The 17,106-nt window shown below is 62.6% G+C and carries 17 protein-coding genes and 1 pseudogene; 10 read left to right on the top strand and 8 right to left on the bottom strand.

Annotation, left to right across the window (positions count from 1 at the left end; genetic code table 11):
• Positions 1-7 precede the first annotated feature (7 nt).
• From ASD02_RS17905 to ASD02_RS17895, 3 genes are all read left to right on the top strand, one after another.
• Complete coding sequence (locus ASD02_RS17905) at positions 8-307, top strand: hypothetical protein (protein WP_057212598.1); 300 nt, start codon at positions 8-10, stop codon at positions 305-307.
• Positions 308-326: 19 nt separating this feature from the next.
• The gene (locus ASD02_RS17900) at positions 327-1,430 is read left to right on the top strand and encodes a DNA alkylation repair protein (RefSeq protein ID WP_057220999.1); all 1,104 of its coding nucleotides are present in this window, start codon (positions 327-329) and stop codon (positions 1,428-1,430) included.
• A 298-nt stretch (positions 1,431-1,728) separates the two neighbouring features.
• Complete coding sequence (locus tag ASD02_RS17895) at positions 1,729-3,279, top strand: DEAD/DEAH box helicase (protein WP_025428030.1); 1,551 nt, start codon at positions 1,729-1,731, stop codon at positions 3,277-3,279.
• Between the two features lie 113 nt (positions 3,280-3,392).
• On the opposite strand, the gene ASD02_RS17890 is transcribed toward ASD02_RS17895, so the two are convergent.
• The 3 genes from ASD02_RS17890 to ASD02_RS17880 all read right to left on the bottom strand — a co-directional run bounded on the left by ASD02_RS17890 (position 3,393) and on the right by ASD02_RS17880 (position 5,882).
• A complete protein-coding gene (locus ASD02_RS17890; protein ID WP_038576343.1) occupies positions 3,393-4,274 on the bottom strand; it encodes a DMT family transporter in 882 nt (293 codons plus the stop codon).
• Positions 4,275-4,427: 153 nt separating this feature from the next.
• A complete protein-coding gene (locus ASD02_RS17885; protein ID WP_025428031.1) occupies positions 4,428-4,916 on the bottom strand; it encodes a GyrI-like domain-containing protein in 489 nt (162 codons plus the stop codon).
• Between the two features lie 96 nt (positions 4,917-5,012).
• Entirely contained in the window at positions 5,013-5,882 is an 870-nt protein-coding gene (locus tag ASD02_RS17880) for a LysR family transcriptional regulator (protein WP_025428032.1), read from the bottom strand.
• 80 nt (positions 5,883-5,962) lie between these two features.
• Here ASD02_RS17880 and ASD02_RS17875 point away from each other — a divergent pair, with 80 nt between their 5' ends.
• The 4 genes from ASD02_RS17875 (at position 5,963) to ASD02_RS17860 (ending at position 10,468) form a co-directional block, all read left to right on the top strand.
• Positions 5,963-7,051: a putative sulfate exporter family transporter gene (locus ASD02_RS17875; protein ID WP_081788880.1), complete on the top strand. Its 1,089-nt coding sequence runs from the start codon at positions 5,963-5,965 to the stop codon at positions 7,049-7,051.
• 235 nt (positions 7,052-7,286) lie between these two features.
• Complete coding sequence (locus ASD02_RS17870) at positions 7,287-8,681, top strand: circularly permuted type 2 ATP-grasp protein (RefSeq protein ID WP_081788908.1); 1,395 nt, start codon at positions 7,287-7,289, stop codon at positions 8,679-8,681.
• A 4-nt stretch (positions 8,682-8,685) separates the two neighbouring features.
• A complete protein-coding gene (locus ASD02_RS17865) occupies positions 8,686-9,624 on the top strand; it encodes an alpha-E domain-containing protein (RefSeq protein ID WP_025428035.1) in 939 nt (312 codons plus the stop codon).
• A gap of 16 nt (positions 9,625-9,640) precedes the next feature.
• Complete coding sequence (locus ASD02_RS17860; protein WP_025428036.1) at positions 9,641-10,468, top strand: transglutaminase family protein; 828 nt, start codon at positions 9,641-9,643, stop codon at positions 10,466-10,468.
• A gap of 152 nt (positions 10,469-10,620) precedes the next feature.
• Here the strand turns inward: ASD02_RS17860 and ASD02_RS17855 are convergent, their stop codons facing one another.
• Positions 10,621-10,995, bottom strand: coding sequence for a hypothetical protein (locus tag ASD02_RS17855; protein WP_025428037.1), 375 nt, complete (start codon positions 10,993-10,995; stop codon positions 10,621-10,623).
• A 370-nt stretch (positions 10,996-11,365) separates the two neighbouring features.
• Between ASD02_RS17855 and ASD02_RS17850 the strand changes: the two genes are divergently transcribed.
• A complete protein-coding gene (locus ASD02_RS17850) occupies positions 11,366-11,707 on the top strand; it encodes a helix-turn-helix domain-containing protein (protein WP_025428038.1) in 342 nt (113 codons plus the stop codon).
• A 172-nt stretch (positions 11,708-11,879) separates the two neighbouring features.
• On the opposite strand, the gene ASD02_RS39000 is transcribed toward ASD02_RS17850, so the two are convergent.
• Positions 11,880-12,692, bottom strand: a complete 813-nt coding sequence (locus tag ASD02_RS39000) for a GMC family oxidoreductase (RefSeq protein ID WP_158071697.1) — start codon at positions 12,690-12,692, stop codon at positions 11,880-11,882.
• 24 nt (positions 12,693-12,716) lie between these two features.
• Here ASD02_RS39000 and ASD02_RS38995 point away from each other — a divergent pair, with 24 nt between their 5' ends.
• Complete coding sequence (locus ASD02_RS38995; protein ID WP_158071696.1) at positions 12,717-13,085, top strand: hypothetical protein; 369 nt, start codon at positions 12,717-12,719, stop codon at positions 13,083-13,085.
• 33 nt (positions 13,086-13,118) lie between these two features.
• Positions 13,119-13,460 (top strand): hypothetical protein, encoded by a 342-nt coding sequence (locus ASD02_RS38990; RefSeq protein WP_158071695.1) that lies wholly within the window; start codon positions 13,119-13,121, stop codon positions 13,458-13,460.
• A 316-nt stretch (positions 13,461-13,776) separates the two neighbouring features.
• Here the strand turns inward: ASD02_RS38990 and araD are convergent, their stop codons facing one another.
• The 3 genes and pseudogenes from araD to ASD02_RS17835 all read right to left on the bottom strand — a co-directional run.
• Positions 13,777-15,516, bottom strand: coding sequence for an L-arabinonate dehydratase (araD, locus tag ASD02_RS17840; protein ID WP_025428040.1), 1,740 nt, complete (start codon positions 15,514-15,516; stop codon positions 13,777-13,779).
• 53 nt (positions 15,517-15,569) lie between these two features.
• A pseudogene (locus tag ASD02_RS39805) lies at positions 15,570-15,941 on the bottom strand (aldehyde dehydrogenase family protein); the annotation flags it as partial.
• A gap of 1 nt (position 15,942) precedes the next feature.
• The coding region (locus tag ASD02_RS17835) for an aldehyde dehydrogenase family protein (protein WP_277996360.1) at positions 15,943-17,103 on the bottom strand (1,161 nt) is incomplete at its 3' end.
• Positions 17,104-17,106: the final 3 nt, after the last annotated feature.

Here is a 17,106-nt window from a genome sequence, read left to right as displayed (position 1 = left end):
GCATGACATGACCACCAAGAGCATCCTCGAACTCGCCGTCTGCATCGTTGTGGACAAGCCCGCGGCCGCAGCCGCGCGCCATCGGGCGATGCAGGCCGTTTCAAACTATCCGGGCTTCATTTCCTGGCGCGCCGTCGGCTCGTGCGAAAAGCCCGACATGCTCGCGGATCTGGTCGAGTGGGAAACGCTCGATGATGCCAGATCGGCAGGCGAACGCGTGCGTCGCGACCCGGATTTCGCCCCTTACATGGCGGCAATCAGCGCGGTAATGCTGATGCAGCATTTTGCTGTCGAACAGCAGATCTGAGCCGGGAGAGTACCGAGAGATGGCGGAGCCACTGAAAAACCTGTTGCATCCGGGCGTCGTCACCGCCATCGCAGACCGCCTGAGCGCGGTCTGCCCGACATTCGACCGCAAAAGGTTCGAGGCGCTTGCCAGCGACAATCTCGAGGCACTGGAACTGATGCAACGATCGCTGCAGATCCGCGATGCGCTCATCGAAACCCTACCGCAGTCCTTCCCGCAAGCCGCGGCAAAGCTTGGCGATTGTCTGCACACCGACGAGAGGCCCGGCCTCAGCGGCTGGACCCTGTTGCCCGTCAGCCAATATGTCGCCGCACGCGGGCTTGGCGATTTCGAGCTATCGCTGTGGCTGCTGCGCGCTTTGACGCCGCACTTCACCTCCGAGTTCGGTATCCGCGTGTTCATCGACACGGACCAGGAGCGGGCGCTCACGATCATCGGCTCATTGGTAACGGACGCCAATCACCATGTCAGGCGTCTGGCGAGCGAAGGCACCCGCCCGCGCCTGCCCTGGGCAATGCGGCTGCCGAAGCTCATCCGCGATCCCCAGCCGATCCTGCCGATCCTGACGGCCCTCCTCGACGACCCCGAGGACTATGTGCGCCGCTCGGTTGCCAACAGCCTCAACGACATTGCCAAGGATCACCCGGATCTGGTGGCCGGTTTCGTGGCCGAACACATGGTGGGTGCCTCGCCGGAGCGGCAGCAATTGCTGCGCCATGCCTCGCGAACGCTTCTGAAACAGGGACATGAGGCAGCTCTTTCGAACTTCGGCTTTGCCGCACCCGCCGGCATAGACGCAGCCTTCTCGCTCGACCGGTCGGACATCGCGCTCGGCGAAAGCCTCGTCTTCAAGCTTTCGGTCAGGCACACCGCGAAGACCACCCAGAAGATCATGATCGACTACGCCGTACACCACCGCAAAGCGAATGGCACGACCTCGCCCAAGGTGTTCAAGTGGACATCGGCGACGCTGGAGCCGGGCGCGACGATCAGGATCGAAAAGCGTCACGCGATTCGGCCAATCACAACCCGTCGTTACTATTCCGGCACCCATCGCGTGGTGATCCTCGTCAACGGCCAGGAGGCTGCCGACGCCGATTTCGAGCTGTCGGTCGCCGAATAGCCCCCACCTCATTTCGCACCTGCGAAAAGATGGACCTTGACTTTTGGGGCCAAAACGACGACATGGACGCAGCGTCACCTTCAGGCCGCCGCGTGAGCGCGCCCTCGGCAACACAGAAAGCCGTGAAGAAGGAAAAGCGCAACCATACGCCGTAACCGGCGACAGCACAGGCGCTTGACGACTTTTTTCTTAACCCACAAGTTCCCAATTCACGCGGGGTTCTTGACGCCAAACGACACCGGAACAGCAGATAGCGGTTCCGGCGAATGCGTTTGGCGCCCCCAAAAGGTATATACATTTGTCCACCTTCAAAGATCTTGGTCTTTCCGAACACATTCTGGAGACCCTGTCCGCCAACGGCTTCGAAAAGCCGACGCCGATCCAGGCGCAGGCCATTCCGCTGGTGTTGAAGGGCCACGACCTCATCGGTCTCGCCCAGACCGGAACCGGCAAGACGGCCGCCTTCGGCCTGCCGATGATCGAAAAGCTCGTTGCCGACGGCAAGCGCCCCGACCCGCGCAACATCCGCGCCCTGGTGCTGGCGCCGACCCGCGAACTGGTCAACCAGATCGCAGCCAACCTCAAGCTGTTCGTCAAGAAGTCCCCGCTGAAGATCGGCGTTGTCGTCGGCGGCGTCTCGATCAACAAGCAGACCGAACAGCTCGCCCGCGGCGTCGACATCCTGGTCGCAACGCCGGGCCGCCTGCTCGACCTCATCAACCGCAAGGCCGTGACGCTGACCCAGGGTCGCTACCTCGTGCTCGACGAAGCCGACCAGATGCTCGATCTCGGCTTCATCCATGACCTGCGCAAGATTTCGAAGCTCGTGCCGAAGAACCGCCAGACGCTGCTGTTCTCGGCGACGATGCCGAAGCTGATCGCTGAACTCGCCGGCGAATATCTGACCGACCCGGTCAAGGTTCAGGTGACGCCTCCGGGCAAGGCCGCCGACAAGGTCGAACAGTATGTTCATTTCGTCCCCGGCAAGGACCTGAAGACGACCATCCTCAAGAAGACCCTGACCGACAATCCGGATGGCCTGTCGCTGATCTTCAGCCGTACCAAGCATGGCGCCGAGAAGCTGATGAAGCATCTCGACCACGTCGGCTTCAAGGCCGCCTCGATCCATGGCAACAAGAGCCAGGGCCAGCGTGAGCGTGCGCTCAAGTCCTTCCGTGACGGTGAGATCCGCGTGCTCGTGGCAACCGACGTCGCTGCCCGCGGCATCGACATCCCCGGCGTCACCCACGTCTACAACTACGACCTGCCGGAAGTTCCCGATGCCTACGTTCACCGCATCGGCCGTACTGCCCGCGCCGGCCGCGACGGCATCGCGATCGCTTTCTGCGCACCGGACGAAATCCGCCTGCTTCGCGACATCGAGAAGCTGATGGGCATCAACATCGCGGTTGCCAGCGGCGAAGCGCCTGCCGACCAGGCCCGTCCGTCCAAGGGACGCGGCGGTCGCGGCAACGGCAATGGCAACGGCCAGCACCGCGGCAATGGCGGCGGCGGCCAGCGTCAGGACGCCCGCCCGCGCCGCGAACGCCCGGCTCGCCAGTCGGCACTGGCTCCAAGCAGCTTTGCCGGTGACGATCTTCTGCGCGACGACCGCCCGAAGCAGGACCGCCGCGATCAGCGTCCGGCTGGCCAGCCCCACGCCGACGGCCGTTCGGAAGGCAACCGCAACCACGAACCCAAGAAGCACCACGGTCGTCCCGGCCAGAAGCCGGGCGAATGGCGCAACAAGGGCCCGCGCCCTGAAGGCCAGGCCGGCGACCGCCGCGAAGGCGGCCAGGGCGGCATGCGTCGTGGCGCCGGTGGCGGCAACCGCGGCCAGCAGGGCTGATCGGCAAGACATTGCCTAGCGCATTTTCAGAAAGCCTGCGAAGCAGGTTTTCCATCAGGAAATGCGTAAAAACAAAGTGATAAGAACGGCGGGTCGCTTCGGCCCGCCGTTTTTTATGCCTGCTGTTTGCGGTTGGTGAGATAGACGCCGGCAACGGCAATGACCGTGCCGATGATCATCGGCAGCGTCAGCGCCTCGCCGAAGAACAGCCATGCCTGCACGGCCGCAAGCGGCGGCACGAGATAGATGAGCGAGGCTGCGCGCGATACCTGGCCGCGGCGGATCAGATAAAGCAGCAGCGCGATCGCGCCCATGGAAAGCCCCAGCACCGACCAGGCGAGTGCCGCAAAGATCTGCAGGTTCCAGGTGACGTGCAGATCCTCCAGCACCAGGGCCAGCGGGACCGTGACGATCAGGGCGCCGAGATATTGAAGCGCTGCGATCGTACGGATGTCGCCGCTCTGGAGGTGCCGCTTCTGGTAGAGCGTGCCGTAGGTCACGGCGGCCATGCCGAGCACGTTGATGATGACAGGGAAAAGGTGGATCGGCGTTGCGCCGGTGTCGATCGAAAACACCTTGGGCAGCACGGCAAGCGCGATGCCGAAGAAGCCGAGCACCAGTCCGAGTTTCTGCTGAACGCTGAGCTTCTCGTCGATGACGACGGAGGCGGCGACGGCCGTCATCAACGGCTGCAACCCGGCGATGATGCCCGAGATCGCAGCCGGCACGCCCTGCCCGATCGCCCACCAGACGGCGCCGAGATAAAGCCCGTGCAGAAACATGCCGGAGACGACCGCATGGGCCGCGGCCGACCACGACTTCGGCCATTTCGCCCCGGTCACCAGGCAGAAGCCGATGAACAGCAGGATCGCCAGGGTGTAGCGCAGCACCAGAAACGTCAGCGGATCGGCATAGACGGCCGCATATTTGGCGACGACCCAACCGGTCGACCAGAGCAGTACGAAGATGGCCGGAGCCAGGCGGGCGAGTGTCATTGACCTATCCGAATGGGCAAAGGGAGGTCAGCCGCGATAGACGCGGGGGCGTTGATGGTCAAAGCAATTTTTCTGATACTGACGATCAGCTACTGCATAGTTCCTTAAATCGGAATCGATTTAATGGCAAACTTATGCAGCAAGTTCAAAGTGTTACAGCGTCCTTTGCGCGTCATGTTTGACGCGCGGCGCTGTAATCGGAACCATCAACCTGAGCGACGACAGCGAGAGAGAGACGAAGCCCGGCTCGTACTCTTCGCGATAGTGCAGCCTGCCGGTATCGACCACGAGCCCTTCAGACCCGATCCAGTCAAACATGTGCTGATAATGCGCGAAGACGTCGCCATCATCAGGGTGGTGCATGGCGCTGACGAAACGCATGGCCGGTAGGTCCACATGGCCAGGGTGACGCGTCGTTTCCGCCGTCTGGGAAACAAAGCCGACGAGATAGCGGAAGCCATCAGGACGGTCGTTCCACGACAGACCGACGAGCGTCGGATGGTCCTTCGGATGGACACGCAGGTGATGCTCCTGCATCTCAGCGATCAGCCGGCGAACGGCCCCGTCGGCCGCCTCGACGAAGGTCCCCTCCCAGAAGGAGCCGGCAATCCGCTGCGCCGGCCTTTCGACGATTTCGAACACGGTGCACCTCCTGGCAAGACCAGAACCGGCCCGCCCGGGACCGGCGCGACTATTGTTAGGGCAGCCGAACCGGATGGCAATCGCCTTCGCGTTCGCCTAGAGCAGATCGACGAAAGCGCGGGCCGCGCGGCTGAACTGGCGGTCGCGATGCGTCAACAATTCGAAGCTGCGCTCGGCAAGTTCGAACGGCAATTCCACCAACCGGCCGCTATCGGCGAAAGGCTGGGCGGCGAGCCTGGAAACGGCGGTGATGAAGGGACCGCTCTCGACGGCCGTCAGTACCGCCTCGTTCGACGGCAATTCGAGTTCGACCTTCAGCTGATCGATATCCGCACCATGTGCCCGCATCGATTGCAGGAACATTGCCCGCGTCCCCGATCCTTCCTCGCGCAACACCCACCGTGCGGCAAGCAGCGCTTCGAGATCGACCGGCCTTCCGGCAAGCGGGTGGCGGGGTGGCGCATAGATCGCGATGCGGTCGACCGCCACGCTGCGATGGTCCAGCTTTTCCGCATCGACCCTGCCCTCGACGAAGCCGAGCTGCGCCGTTCCCTCCTCGACCGCCTCGGCGACCACCGCCGTGTTGCGCACGGTCAGCTTCACGTCGATATGCGGATAATCATGGGTGAAGCGGGCGAGACGTGCCGGCAGCCAGTAGCTTGCCACCGTCTGGCTTGCGGCGATCGCGAGCGTGCCGCGGCGCAGATGCGAGAGGTCGTTGAGGCAAGCGGTCGCAGCCGTCGCGCGCGCAAGCACGGCTTTCGCCTCCGGCAGAAACGCCTTCCCCGCCTCCGTCAGCGCCAGCCCGCGGCCGATGCGATCGAACACCCTGACGTTGTGTTGCGTTTCAAGCGCCGCGATCGCCGCGCTGGCGGCAGACTGCGTGACGTTCATTGCCTCGGCCGCGCGTGTCATATGCAGACGCTCGGCGACAGCCACGAAAATGCGAAGTTGATCAAGGGTCATGGAAAATCAATCGCAAAAAGCGATCGAATTGACAAGAACAATCCGTTAGACTGATTCATCAATCGGACTAGGTTGCGGCCATGTCCAGATCGCATTCCCCATCGGCCGCCCCCGCACCCACGCTCTCTTCCCGCATAGCGCGCATCGCGCCGGGTTTGATCCTCTGTTGTCTCGTAGCACTCGCCGCCTTCGGCCTTGAGCGCCTCGAGGCAAGCTGGACCGGCCGGCCATGGCTGGAAGCGCTTGTTATCGCCATCCTTCTCGGTGCCCTGCTGCGCACCTTCTGGACACCGGGCGATCGCTGGATGGCCGGCATCCGCTTTTCCTCCAGGCTGCTGCTGGAGGCGGCGATCGTCCTCATCGGCGCGACCCTCAGCTTCAAGGCGATCCTGGCAAGCGGCCCGGTGCTGCTCGCAACCATCGTCGGCATCGTCTTTCTGTCGATCGTCTCCGGTTATCTGATAGCGCGGCTGCTCGGCTTGCCAAAGCGGATGGCGACCCTGATCGCCTGCGGCAATGCCATCTGCGGCAATTCGGCGATCGCCGCCGTCGCGCCGGCCATCGGTGCTGAGGGCGATGACGTCGCCGCCGCCATCTCGTTCACCGCAATTCTCGGCATTGCCGTCGTTCTATCCCTGCCGCTGATCGGCGGCTGGTTCGACATGTCGCCCTATGGCTTCGGCGTTCTGGCCGGCATGACCGTCTACGCCGTACCGCAGGTACTGGCCGCTGCCGCTCCGTTCAGCGCCCTGTCCGTCCAGGTCGGCACGCTGGTCAAGCTCGTGCGCGTGCTGATGCTCGGCCCGGTCGTCTTGTGCTTCTCGATCATCAACCGCGAGAGCGAGGCGCATCCCCTGGCGCCTAACCTGCCTGCCGGCAATCGCCGCGTGCGCCTTGCCACGTTTGCGTATTTCGTGCCCTGGTTCATTCTCGGCTTCCTCGCCGTGGCGGTCGCCCGCAACAGCGGGATGATCCCCGACGCGGCCGCCGCCGGTGCTGCTCACCTCGCCACATGGCTCACCGTCATCGCCATGGCGGCACTCGGGCTGGAGGTCGACATCCGCAAGCTCGCCGATGCCGGGCCGCGCGCCAGCGCCGCCGCCATGCTGTCGCTGCTGGTTCTGGCCGGTCTGGCAGCCGCCGCAATCACCGTGTTCGGCCTGGGCTAGCTTCCCAGACACGCCCAAATTTCAAGCATTTGCTTATTTTCTAAGACGCCAAAGTCGGGGCCGATCGGGTGACTGGCCGTCCCCGCCCCATTGTTGAGCATCGCCTTGCCCGGAAGCGGCGGGATAACGCGCCAAAACTTTCTTGTCCCGCGACTGTGCACGCTTCTTGCATTGCATCCAGCGTTGTACTCAAATGGTCAAAAATAAGGGGATCACGCCTTTGGCATTTGACGAAATGATGAATGCGGACAGCAGTCCGCGCCAGCCATATTCGACCTATCATGAATGGTATGCCAGCCAGGACAGAAATCGGCTCATAGCGAAATCAAAGGACGCCGAGAACATCTTCCGGAAAACCGGCATCACCTTCGCGGTCTACGGACACGCAGACAGCTCCGAAAAGCTCATCCCCTTCGACCTCATCCCCCGCATCATTTCAGGTCGAGAATGGCGCAAGCTCGCCCAGGGCATCGAACAGCGGGTCATCGCCCTCAACGCCTTCCTCGACGACATCTACCACAAGCAGGAGATCATCCGCGCCGGACGGGTGCCGCGCGAGTTGATCGAGAAGAACGTGGCGTTCCTGCCGCAGATGATCGGCTTCCGGCCGCCGGGCGGCGTCTACACCCATATCGTCGGCACCGACATCGTGCGCACCGGCGAGGATCAGTTCTACGTGCTGGAGGACAATGCCCGCACGCCGTCCGGTGTCAGCTACATGCTGGAAAACCGCGAAACGATGATGCAGATGTTCCCCGAACTCTTCCATCAGAACCGCGTGCGCCCGGTCGAGAACTATCCCAACCTGCTGCGCCAGAGCCTGGCGTCGCTGGCGCCCCCCGGCTGCAGCGGCAAGCCGCGCGTCGCCGTTCTCACCCCCGGCATCTACAATTCCGCCTATTACGAACATGCCTTCCTAGCGGACATGATGGGCGTCGAGCTGGTCGAGGGATCGGACCTGCGCGTGATCGACGGCAAGGTGAAGATGCGCACGACCCGCGGTTACGAGGCGATCGACGTCCTCTATCGCCGCGTCGACGACGACTTCCTCGATCCTCTTACATTTCGCCCGGAGTCCGCGCTCGGCGTTCCCGGCATCATGGATGTCTACCGCGCCGGCAACATCACCATTGCCAACGCGCCCGGCACCGGCATCTCCGACGACAAGGCGATCTATTCCTACATGCCCGAGATCGTCGAGTTCTATACCGGCCGCAAGCCGCTCTTAGAAAACGTGCCGACCTGGCGCTGTTCCGAGCCGCAAAGCCTGAAATACGTGCTCGAACACCTGGAAGAACTTGTCGTCAAGGAGGTGCACGGCTCCGGCGGCTACGGCATGCTGGTCGGCCCGACAGCCAGCAAGAAGGAGCGCGCGCTCTTCGCCGAAAAGCTGAAGGCACGCCCGACCAACTACATCGCCCAGCCGACACTGTCGCTGTCGACCGTTCCGATCCTCGTCAACAAGGGCATCGCGCCCCGGCATGTGGATCTTCGTCCCTATGTCCTTGTCTCCGACAAGGTGCAGATCATTCCCGGCGGCCTGACGCGCGTCGCCCTCAAGGCTGGTTCGCTTGTCGTGAATTCCAGCCAGGGCGGCGGGACCAAGGACACCTGGGTGCTGGAGGACTGAGACCATGTTGGGAAGAACTGCAAACGGTCTCTACTGGATGTTCCGCTACATCGAACGCGCCGAAAACAGCGCCCGGCTAATCGATGCCGGCCTGCGCATGGCGCTGACGCGCAGCGGCGCAACGGAAGGCGATTGGGACGGCGTGCTGCAAAGCGCTGGTGTGCGCGAACTCTACGACGAAGTGCACGAGGCGCTGACGAGCATCGATGCCATCGACTTCCTGCTGCGCGACCGCAGCAATCCATCGAGCGTGATGTCCTGCATCGAGGCGGGCCGCCACAACGCCCGCATGGTGCGCACGGCGCTGACGCGCGAGACGTGGGAAGCGACCAACGAATGCTACCTCGAGATGAAGGCGATGCTCTCCAGGAAAGCGCGTCCGACCGACATGCCGGAGATCATCGACACGATCAAGCGTCGCGCCGGCCTCATCCGCGGCGCCTTCCACGGCACGATGCTCAGGAACGAGATCTTCAATTTCTCACGCATCGGCACTTTCATCGAGCGGGCCGACAACACCGCGCGCATCCTCGACGTCAAATACTACGTACTGCTGCCGGCGGTCGCCGCCGTCGGCTCGTCGATGGACAATGTGCAGTGGGAATCGATCCTGCGCTCGGTCTCGGCCCACCGCGCCTACGGCTGGGTCTATGATGCCGAACTGAAGCCGGCGAATATCGCCCATTTCCTGATCTCCAACGGTCGCATGCCGCGTTCGCTTGCCTATTGCTATGAAAAGATCGCCAGCAACCTCGGCTATCTCGAGCGCGAATATGGCGAGCGCCACGAGGCGCACGAAACGGCGGAACGTACGCTGGCCGCGCTGCGCAGCCGCTCGATCACCGACATCATGGACCAGGGCCTGCACGAATATCTCGAGGATTTCATCAGCCAGAACAATCTTCTGGGACAGGAAATCTCCGACGGCTATCGTTTCAACTGAATTTCGGGAGGACAGCATGCACCTGAAAATCAGCCATACGACCGAATACCACTACGACGAGCCGGTGCAGTATGCGCTGCAGCGGCTGCGCCTGACGCCGATCACCGGGGTCGGCCAGACCGTGCTCGGCTGGCAGACGCTCGTCGACGGTGCTGTGATGGAGGTGAGCTACGACGATCACTTCGGCAATCGCGTCCATCTCGTCAGCGTCGATGGCGACCGCGAGGCGATCCGCATTACCGCCAGCGGCGAAGTCCACACCGAGGACCGCCACGGCGTCTTGGGCCCGCATCAGTCCTACGTCCCGCTTTGGCTTTATGCCCGCGAAACGCCTTTGACCAAGGGGGGCAAGCTGATCCGCGACCTGGCGAAATCGGCCGAGGGCGACACCGATCTTGCCCGCATGCATGCATTGATGGCGATGATCCATGAGGCGGTGGAGTACAAGGCCGGCGAAACCCACGCCGAGACGGCGGCCGAGGATGCGCTCGAGGCCGGCCACGGCGTCTGCCAGGACCATGCCCATATCCTGATCTCGGCGGCACGTTCGCTCGACATGCCGGCGCGCTACATCTCAGGCTACCTGATGATGGAAGGGCAAACGGAGCAGACAGCAAGCCACGCCTGGGCCGAGATCCATCTGCCGGGCCTCGGCTGGGTCGGCTTCGATGCCGCCAACAAGATCTGCCCGGATGACCGCTATGTGCGCATCGCCTCCGGCCTCTGCTACCGCGATGCGGCCCCGATATCGGGTCTGATCCATGGTGAGGCCAACGAGACGCTGAAGGTATCAGTGACCGTCGAGCAGCAGGCGCAAAGCCAGAGCCAGACGCAAAGCCAATAAGGTTGGCGATGGGGCGCACCGCAGTGCGCCCCATCGAACTCCGTCCGGCATCAATTCTCGATCTCGTTCGACGATATCGAATGCCGAAAACGCCGGTGCATCGGGCCGACACCCTCTTTGCAGATCGGCTTCCACAGCACGCCATTGGGGGCCTATGCCCCTGAAGACCTTACCAACGGCCCGAAAAAGCCCACGACCCGTGTTATCCGCTCCTGCCCAGGGTGGAGGAAGATGATGTCCAGCCCCTCAGGGAAGGATGATCCGTCCGGCATCACAAACCTCCACGCGAAGCGTGCGATCCCATGATGAACATCCACGTCGCTTGTCCGTGCAATGCGTGCACCAGGATGCTTGGCCTGTATTCCTGCGATGTGCGCGAGCAGTTCTTCTGCGCCAGCAGCATGAACTGTTGGATCCGTATACGTTGCGCCGTCGGCCCAGATCGGCAGCAGCAACGCCCGCCGCTGCTCGCCGTCCTCGTTCGACCATGCAGCGCAGTACGAATCGATGAGATGCGCTAAAGGCATTTTATTCTACTCCTATGGATCATTGGTCTGACTACAGCGCCGCGCGTCTTATTTGACGCCCAAAGGTCGCTGTAGCACTTTGAATTGCTGCGCAGGCAACAAGACCCGAGCGCGTCCTCCTTCTTTTGCCGGAACCAGCTGGCCGTCATGGGGTCGGCTGGCTGGCCGCAAGATGCTGTTCGGTCCCTCGATCCCATGCGTCCGGTCCCCAAAACACTGATTGCAGGCCTCATTCCGACACCCCATATTGGTCGGCACAACGCTCGGTACGCTTGCCGTTGAGAGAGCTACGATGTGAAGAGTACTGTGCCAATACGCACAGAAGCGTAAGTGGTTACCCGCAGGTAAGGCGAATGGGACGGACTGGCCTATGGACAATGGTTTTTCGACAGCGATGAAGATGGTCGCCGGCAAGTGGAAGATAACTATCCTTTGCGAGCTCGGCACAGCGCCCCGTCGATTTGGCCGGCTGCGGCAGTCTATCCCTGCGGTCAGTGAAAAGATGCTGACGCAGCAATTGCGTGAACTGGAGGCCGACGGGCTTGTGAACCGAAAAGTCTATCCGGGTTCCCCGACCAAGGTCGTCTATTCACTGACGGAAAGCGGGACAGCGCTCAACGCTGGAGCGGTGGGGTTATGCCATTGGGCTGAGCAATTCCATCTCGTGCCTGTGCCTAAAGGTCCCCCAGAACCATCTCCTGAAACGCCGTAAATTCAGCTTAGGGTCGTCCGCATGACGCGGCTTTCCGGATTTGGCCGGCGCCAGCGCGCCGACGGAAAAATGAAGCCGTACGATCGCGGCGCAGCTGTTTTTCCTGGGGTCGGATGAAACTTTGAGAAGGATTGCGCTGGCTGGTGCGTCGACCGCCCCAGTCACCGACAAGCTATCCGCCAACCACCTGCAGCAGATGGTCGGCGAGGCGGTGGGCGAGCGCCACGACGGTAAGGGTTGGCGTATCATTTCCAGCCGTCGGAAAAACTGAACTGCCAGCGATGAAAAGGTTATCCGTTCCGTGGACCTTGCATTGCGTATCCACGACCCCTTGACCGGGGTCCACGTGCATCCGTGTCGTGCCCATGTGGTGCCAGGTCCACATCGGCTTTTCGAGCCCGGTCAATTCCTCTGGTTTCACGATCAGCTTGCCCAGGCCGGTCTTCGTCAACTCGCTGCCTAAAATTGTGATCGTACGCATGACGGAATCGACCGTTTTGGCCGAAAGCTGCCAGCGCAGATTGACCATCGGCAATCCGAAACGGTCCTTCTTGTTCGACAGCATGACGCGGCTTTCCGGTTCCGGTTCCGGCTCCACGATGTGAAGCAGGCGAAAGGAACGCAGAAGGCTTGAGGGCCGCACGAGATGCATGAGCCAGGTCCAACTGACCAGACCCTCCTTGCCCGCCGCGCGGACCGCCGACTTCGCCTCCACGCCATGCAGCCGCTGCTCCCTGTAAGCGAGCAGTTTCTCTTTCATCGCCTGCAGCTTGGCTGTGTCCTGGCCGATGAAGCATGGCTCGAGCCATGCTCGATAATTGAGAAGCTCCTCGCGCTGCTGCAATTCCGCCGGCAGCGTCAGCCCGTTGACGAGATACGGGCGCTGTCGCGTGTAACTCAACGCATCGCGGATCCGCTGGCCGCGCGCGATCCGGATTCGATCAAGAGCGTTGAGAGTTCTCAGAACACTGCCATTGGCCGGCACCAGCGTGCCGATGGAAAATCGCGGATGATCCATGAAAAACCGCCCAGTGGTTCTGTCGTCGCTCCCCGGTCCGCCGCTCAGCAACAAGAGACGCGCGTTCTCGATGCCACCGGCGGCAAGCACGAACGTCCGCGCTCGGATGTGAATGGTTTCGTCAGCCCCGTTTTTGACGACAGCCGATCCGACCGTGCGCTTTTCTTCATCAAACGAAAGATAGAGCAGCGTGGAATGCAGAAGGATGCTGATATTGTCAGCGTTTTCGAGGGCATGACGCAGGCGTTTGCCGGGCCGATTGTGCCGACAGAGCTCGAGATGATCGACGGAGATGATGTCGGACCTCCCCGGAAACAGCGGCTGCCGCTGGCCAAGCGCCTCGACATCCGCAATCCCTAGCGTTTTCTGCGCGCGTCGGTAATAGGGAAGGAGATGCTCGCGGCCGAAGGGCCAGCCGCTGTGCCGGACCCAGGGGCGTACCGCGAAATCCTGCTCGTCGAGCGGCTTGCAGAGACCACCCCAGCCCAGGGCCTGGGTGCTGCCGCCCAAGCCGCGCAGCCTGCATGTATCGAGTTCGGCATAGGTGAGCCCGGTGCTTTCGCCCGCCGAGAGATCACTGGCCGTCGGGATCGCATCGGCCCCTCCGCTTTCGAGCACGCAGACGGAAACGCGTCCACCGGCGAAATCCGACGCGATCGTCAATCCACTCGCACCGGCCCCGACGATGCAAATGTCGAACGTTTTGTCGGCAGGAATATCGATCCGTTCACGTAGGATCATGCATCACCCGCTTTGCTGCAAGTGAACGACCGGCACCACGGCAGAGCAACACACACCTCCCGCGAATACAGACGAAGCTTAAATCAATAGTCTGAGATGCAATGCTGCGACGCTCGTCTGCCTCCTGCGGACAGGAAGAGAGCAAAGCGTCACGGTCCCCAAAATTCTACTCCGCTTGCATCATTACACCGGATACCGGCGGCGTGAAACTCGCGAACTCGACAATCTTAAGAATGCGCTAAAATAAAGCCACCACGGCCCGCCGAAGCCGGGATAAATCGGCATCGGCGGGCCGTGGCGGCTCAAACTGCTAGTGGCTGTCGCGTTCGACGACAGAACCGCGCGTGCCGACAAGGAAGTCGAGGTCGGCGCCGGTGTCGGCCTGCATCACCGTGTTGACGTAAAGGCCGCCATAACCGCCCTTTTGCGGCTTCACCGGAGAAACCCACGCCGCCCGACGCCGAGCCAGTTCGTCATCGGAAACATCGAGCCGGATGGTGCGGGCGGGAACATCCACCGCAATCATGTCGCCGTTCTCGACCAGCGCCAGCGGGCCGCCGTCCGCCGCTTCCGGTGCGGTGTGTAGGATGACGGTGCCATAGGCGGTGCCCGACATGCGCGCATCGGAAATGCGGATCATGTCGGTAATGCCCTTCTTCAGCACCTTCGGCGGCAGCCCCATATTGCCGACCTCGGCCATCCCGGGATAGCCCTTCGGGCCGCAGTATTTCAGCACCATGACGCAGGTCTCGTCGATGTCGAGATCGTCGCGGTTGATGCGGGCGTGGTAGTCCTCGATGCTTTCGAAGACGACGGCGCGGCCCGTGTGCTGCATCAGGTGCGGCGACGCAGCCGAAGGTTTCAGTACGCAGCCCTTGGGCGCCAGATTGCCGCGCAACACGGCGATGCCGCCCGACTGCGTCAACGCCTTTTCGCGCGGCACGATGACATCGTCATTGTAGTTGGTGACATCCTTGACGCCGTTCCAGATCGTATCGCCGGTAACCGTCAAGGCGTCCTTGTGGAGGAGGCCCATCTCGCCGACCGCCTTGATGACCACCGGCAGACCGCCTGCATAGTAGAACTCTTCCATCAGGTGCTTGCCCGACGGCTGCAGGTTGACGATCGTCGGCACGTCGCGGCCAAGCCGGTCCCAGTCGTCCAGCGTCAGGTCAACGCCGATACGACCGGCGAGCGCCAGAAGATGCAGCACGGCATTGGTCGAGCCCCCGACGGCACCGTTGACGCGGATGGCGTTTTCGAAGGCTTGCCTGGTCAGGACATCGGACGGCTTCAGATCTTCCTTGACCATGTCGACGATGCGGCGGCCGGAAAGCTGGGAGATCACCCGCCGGCGGGCGTCGACAGCGGGAATTGCCGCATTGCCGGGCAGCGTCATGCCGAGCGCTTCGGCCATCGACGCCATGGTCGAGGCCGTGCCCATGGTCATGCAACTGCCGGCCGAACGGGCCATGCCCTGCTCCGCATCCATGAATTCGGCCAGAGACATCTCGCCGGACTTCACCATTTCGGAAAACTGCCAGATGGCGGTACCGGACCCGACGTCCTTGCCGCGCCACTTGCCGTTCAGCATCGGGCCGCCGGAGACCAGAATGACCGGGATGTCGACGCTCGCCGCCCCCATGAGCAGGCTCGGCGTGGTCTTGTCACAGCCGCCGAGCAGCACGACGCCATCGACCGGATTGCCGCGGATCGCCTCTTCGACATCCATGGCCGCGAGGTTACGGAACATCATCGCCGTCGGCCGTAGCGTGCTCTCGCCCACGGAAAACACCGGGAATTCGACCGGGAAACCACCCGCCTCGTAGACCCCGCGCTTCACTCGCTCGGCGAGATCGCGCAGATGCGCGTTGCACGGCGTCAGTTCCGACCAGGTGTTGCAGATGCCAATGATCGGCCGGCCGTCGAACGTATCGGCGGGCAGACCCTGGTTCTTCATCCAGGAGCGATGCATGATGGCATTCTTCCCCGTGCCACCGAACCATTCCTGCGAACGCAGCTTGCGCGGCCACTCAGCTTTCTTCTTCATCTTATCCTTCCTTGAGCGGCCCGCGCCGTAACGCGGGCCTGCGACGGCGCCCATTAAGCCAGGGTGTATGCGGTCTTGACGGTTGTGTAGAATTCGGCGGCGTAGCGACCCTGCTCGCGCGAGCCATGGGAGGAGCCCTTGCGGCCACCGAAGGGCACGTGGAAATCGACGCCGGCGGTCGGCAGGTTGACCATCACCATGCCGGCCTCGGCATTGCGCTTGAAATGCGTCGCMTGTTTCAGGCTGGTGGTGGCAATGCCCGACGACAGCCCGAACGGCGTGTCGTTGGCGACGGCAAGCGCCTCGTCATAATCCTTCACCCGGATCACCGAAGCGACCGGTCCGAAGATTTCTTCACGCGAGATGCGCATCTGGTTGGTTGCCTCGGTAAACAGCGCCGGCTGCAGGTAGAAGCCGGGCGTGTCNCACCGAAGCGACCGGTCCGAAGATTTCTTCACGCGAGATGCGCATCTGGTTGGTTGCCTCGGTAAACAGCGCCGGCTGCAGGTAGAAGCCGGGCGTGTCRCGCTTCAGAAGCTCGCCGCCGAAGGCGAGTTTSGCGCCKTCCTGTTTGCCGATGGCGATGTAGTCGGTGTCCTGGTTGAGCTGGCTCTGGTCGACCACCGGGCCGATATGGGTGCCGGCCTTCAGCGCRTCGTCGATGGTGAGCCCCTTCATGCGCTCGCCCATYGCCGCCACGAACCGGTCGTGAATGCCTTCGGTCACGATCACCCGCGACGASGCGGTGCAACGCTGGCCGGTGGAGAAGAAGGCGGAGTTGACGGCGGCTTCGACGGCAACGCYAAGATCGGCGTCGTCGAGCACCACGAACGGGTTCTTGCCGCCCATCTCCAGCTGGTACTTGCGATTGTGCTCGACCGAGGCCAGTGCCACGCGTTTGCCGGTGCCGGTCGAGCCGGTAAAGGTGATCGCCTGGATGTCGGGGCTGTCGAGCATCGTCTGGCCGACGACCGAGCCCTTGCCCATCACCAGGTTCAGCACGCCCTTCGGCAGSCCGGCGCGATGRAGAATRTCGACGATCGCCCAGGAGCAACCKGGCACCAGTTCGGCCGGCTTGAAGACGAYGGTGTTGCCATAGCAGAGCGCCGGCGCGATCTTCCAGGCGGGAATGGCGATCGGGAAATTCCAYGGCGTGATGATGCCGACGACGCCGACCGGCTCGCGGGTGATCTCGACGCCGATATCAGGGCGCACCGAGGGGATGATTTCGCCGGCCAACCGCAGCGCCTCACCGGCGAAGAAGTCGAAGATCTGGCCGGCACGCACGGTCTCGCCGATGCCTTCTGCCAGCGTCTTGCCCTCCTCGCGCGACAACAGCCGTCCGAGCTCGTCCTTGCGCGCCAGGATCTCGTCGGCGGTCTTTCGAAGGATTGCATGGCGCTCGAGGATGCCGGAGCGTGACCAGGCCGGAAAGGCGGCCTTGGCCGCGGCAATCGCCGCCTTCGCATCCTCGGCCGAGGCGCGGGCATATTCCCCGATCACGTCGTTGGTGTCGGACGGGTTGATATTGCGGACCGCATCGCTGCCGTGGATCCATTCACCATCGATCAGGTTTCTGTATGTCATGTC

This window comes from Ensifer sp. Root1252, from assembly GCF_001425885.1.
In the GTDB taxonomy this organism is placed as follows: Bacteria; Pseudomonadota; Alphaproteobacteria; order Rhizobiales; family Rhizobiaceae; genus Ensifer; species Ensifer canadensis.
The sequence above is the reverse complement of the archived record's forward strand: the minus strand, read 5'-3'. Positions and strand labels throughout refer to the sequence as shown.

Coding starts and splice junctions, on each gene's coding strand:
- ASD02_RS17855 (WP_025428037.1), bottom strand. CDS start 10,995: ATGCCTTTAGCGCATCTCATCGATTCGTACTGCGCTGCATGGTCGAAC.
- ASD02_RS17905 (WP_057212598.1), top strand. CDS start 8: ATGACCACCAAGAGCATCCTCGAACTCGCCGTCTGCATCGTTGTGGAC.
- ASD02_RS17870 (WP_081788908.1), top strand. CDS start 7,287: ATGATGAATGCGGACAGCAGTCCGCGCCAGCCATATTCGACCTATCAT.
- ASD02_RS17865 (WP_025428035.1), top strand. CDS start 8,686: ATGTTGGGAAGAACTGCAAACGGTCTCTACTGGATGTTCCGCTACATC.
- ASD02_RS38995 (WP_158071696.1), top strand. CDS start 12,717: ATGATCCATGAAAAACCGCCCAGTGGTTCTGTCGTCGCTCCCCGGTCC.
- ASD02_RS17880 (WP_025428032.1), bottom strand. CDS start 5,882: ATGACCCTTGATCAACTTCGCATTTTCGTGGCTGTCGCCGAGCGTCTG.
- ASD02_RS38990 (WP_158071695.1), top strand. CDS start 13,119: ATGCTCGCGGCCGAAGGGCCAGCCGCTGTGCCGGACCCAGGGGCGTAC.
- ASD02_RS17860 (WP_025428036.1), top strand. CDS start 9,641: ATGCACCTGAAAATCAGCCATACGACCGAATACCACTACGACGAGCCG.
- ASD02_RS17875 (WP_081788880.1), top strand. CDS start 5,963: ATGTCCAGATCGCATTCCCCATCGGCCGCCCCCGCACCCACGCTCTCT.
- ASD02_RS17900 (WP_057220999.1), top strand. CDS start 327: ATGGCGGAGCCACTGAAAAACCTGTTGCATCCGGGCGTCGTCACCGCC.
- ASD02_RS17890 (WP_038576343.1), bottom strand. CDS start 4,274: ATGACACTCGCCCGCCTGGCTCCGGCCATCTTCGTACTGCTCTGGTCG.
- araD (WP_025428040.1), bottom strand. CDS start 15,516: ATGAAGAAGAAAGCTGAGTGGCCGCGCAAGCTGCGTTCGCAGGAATGG.
- ASD02_RS17850 (WP_025428038.1), top strand. CDS start 11,366: ATGGACAATGGTTTTTCGACAGCGATGAAGATGGTCGCCGGCAAGTGG.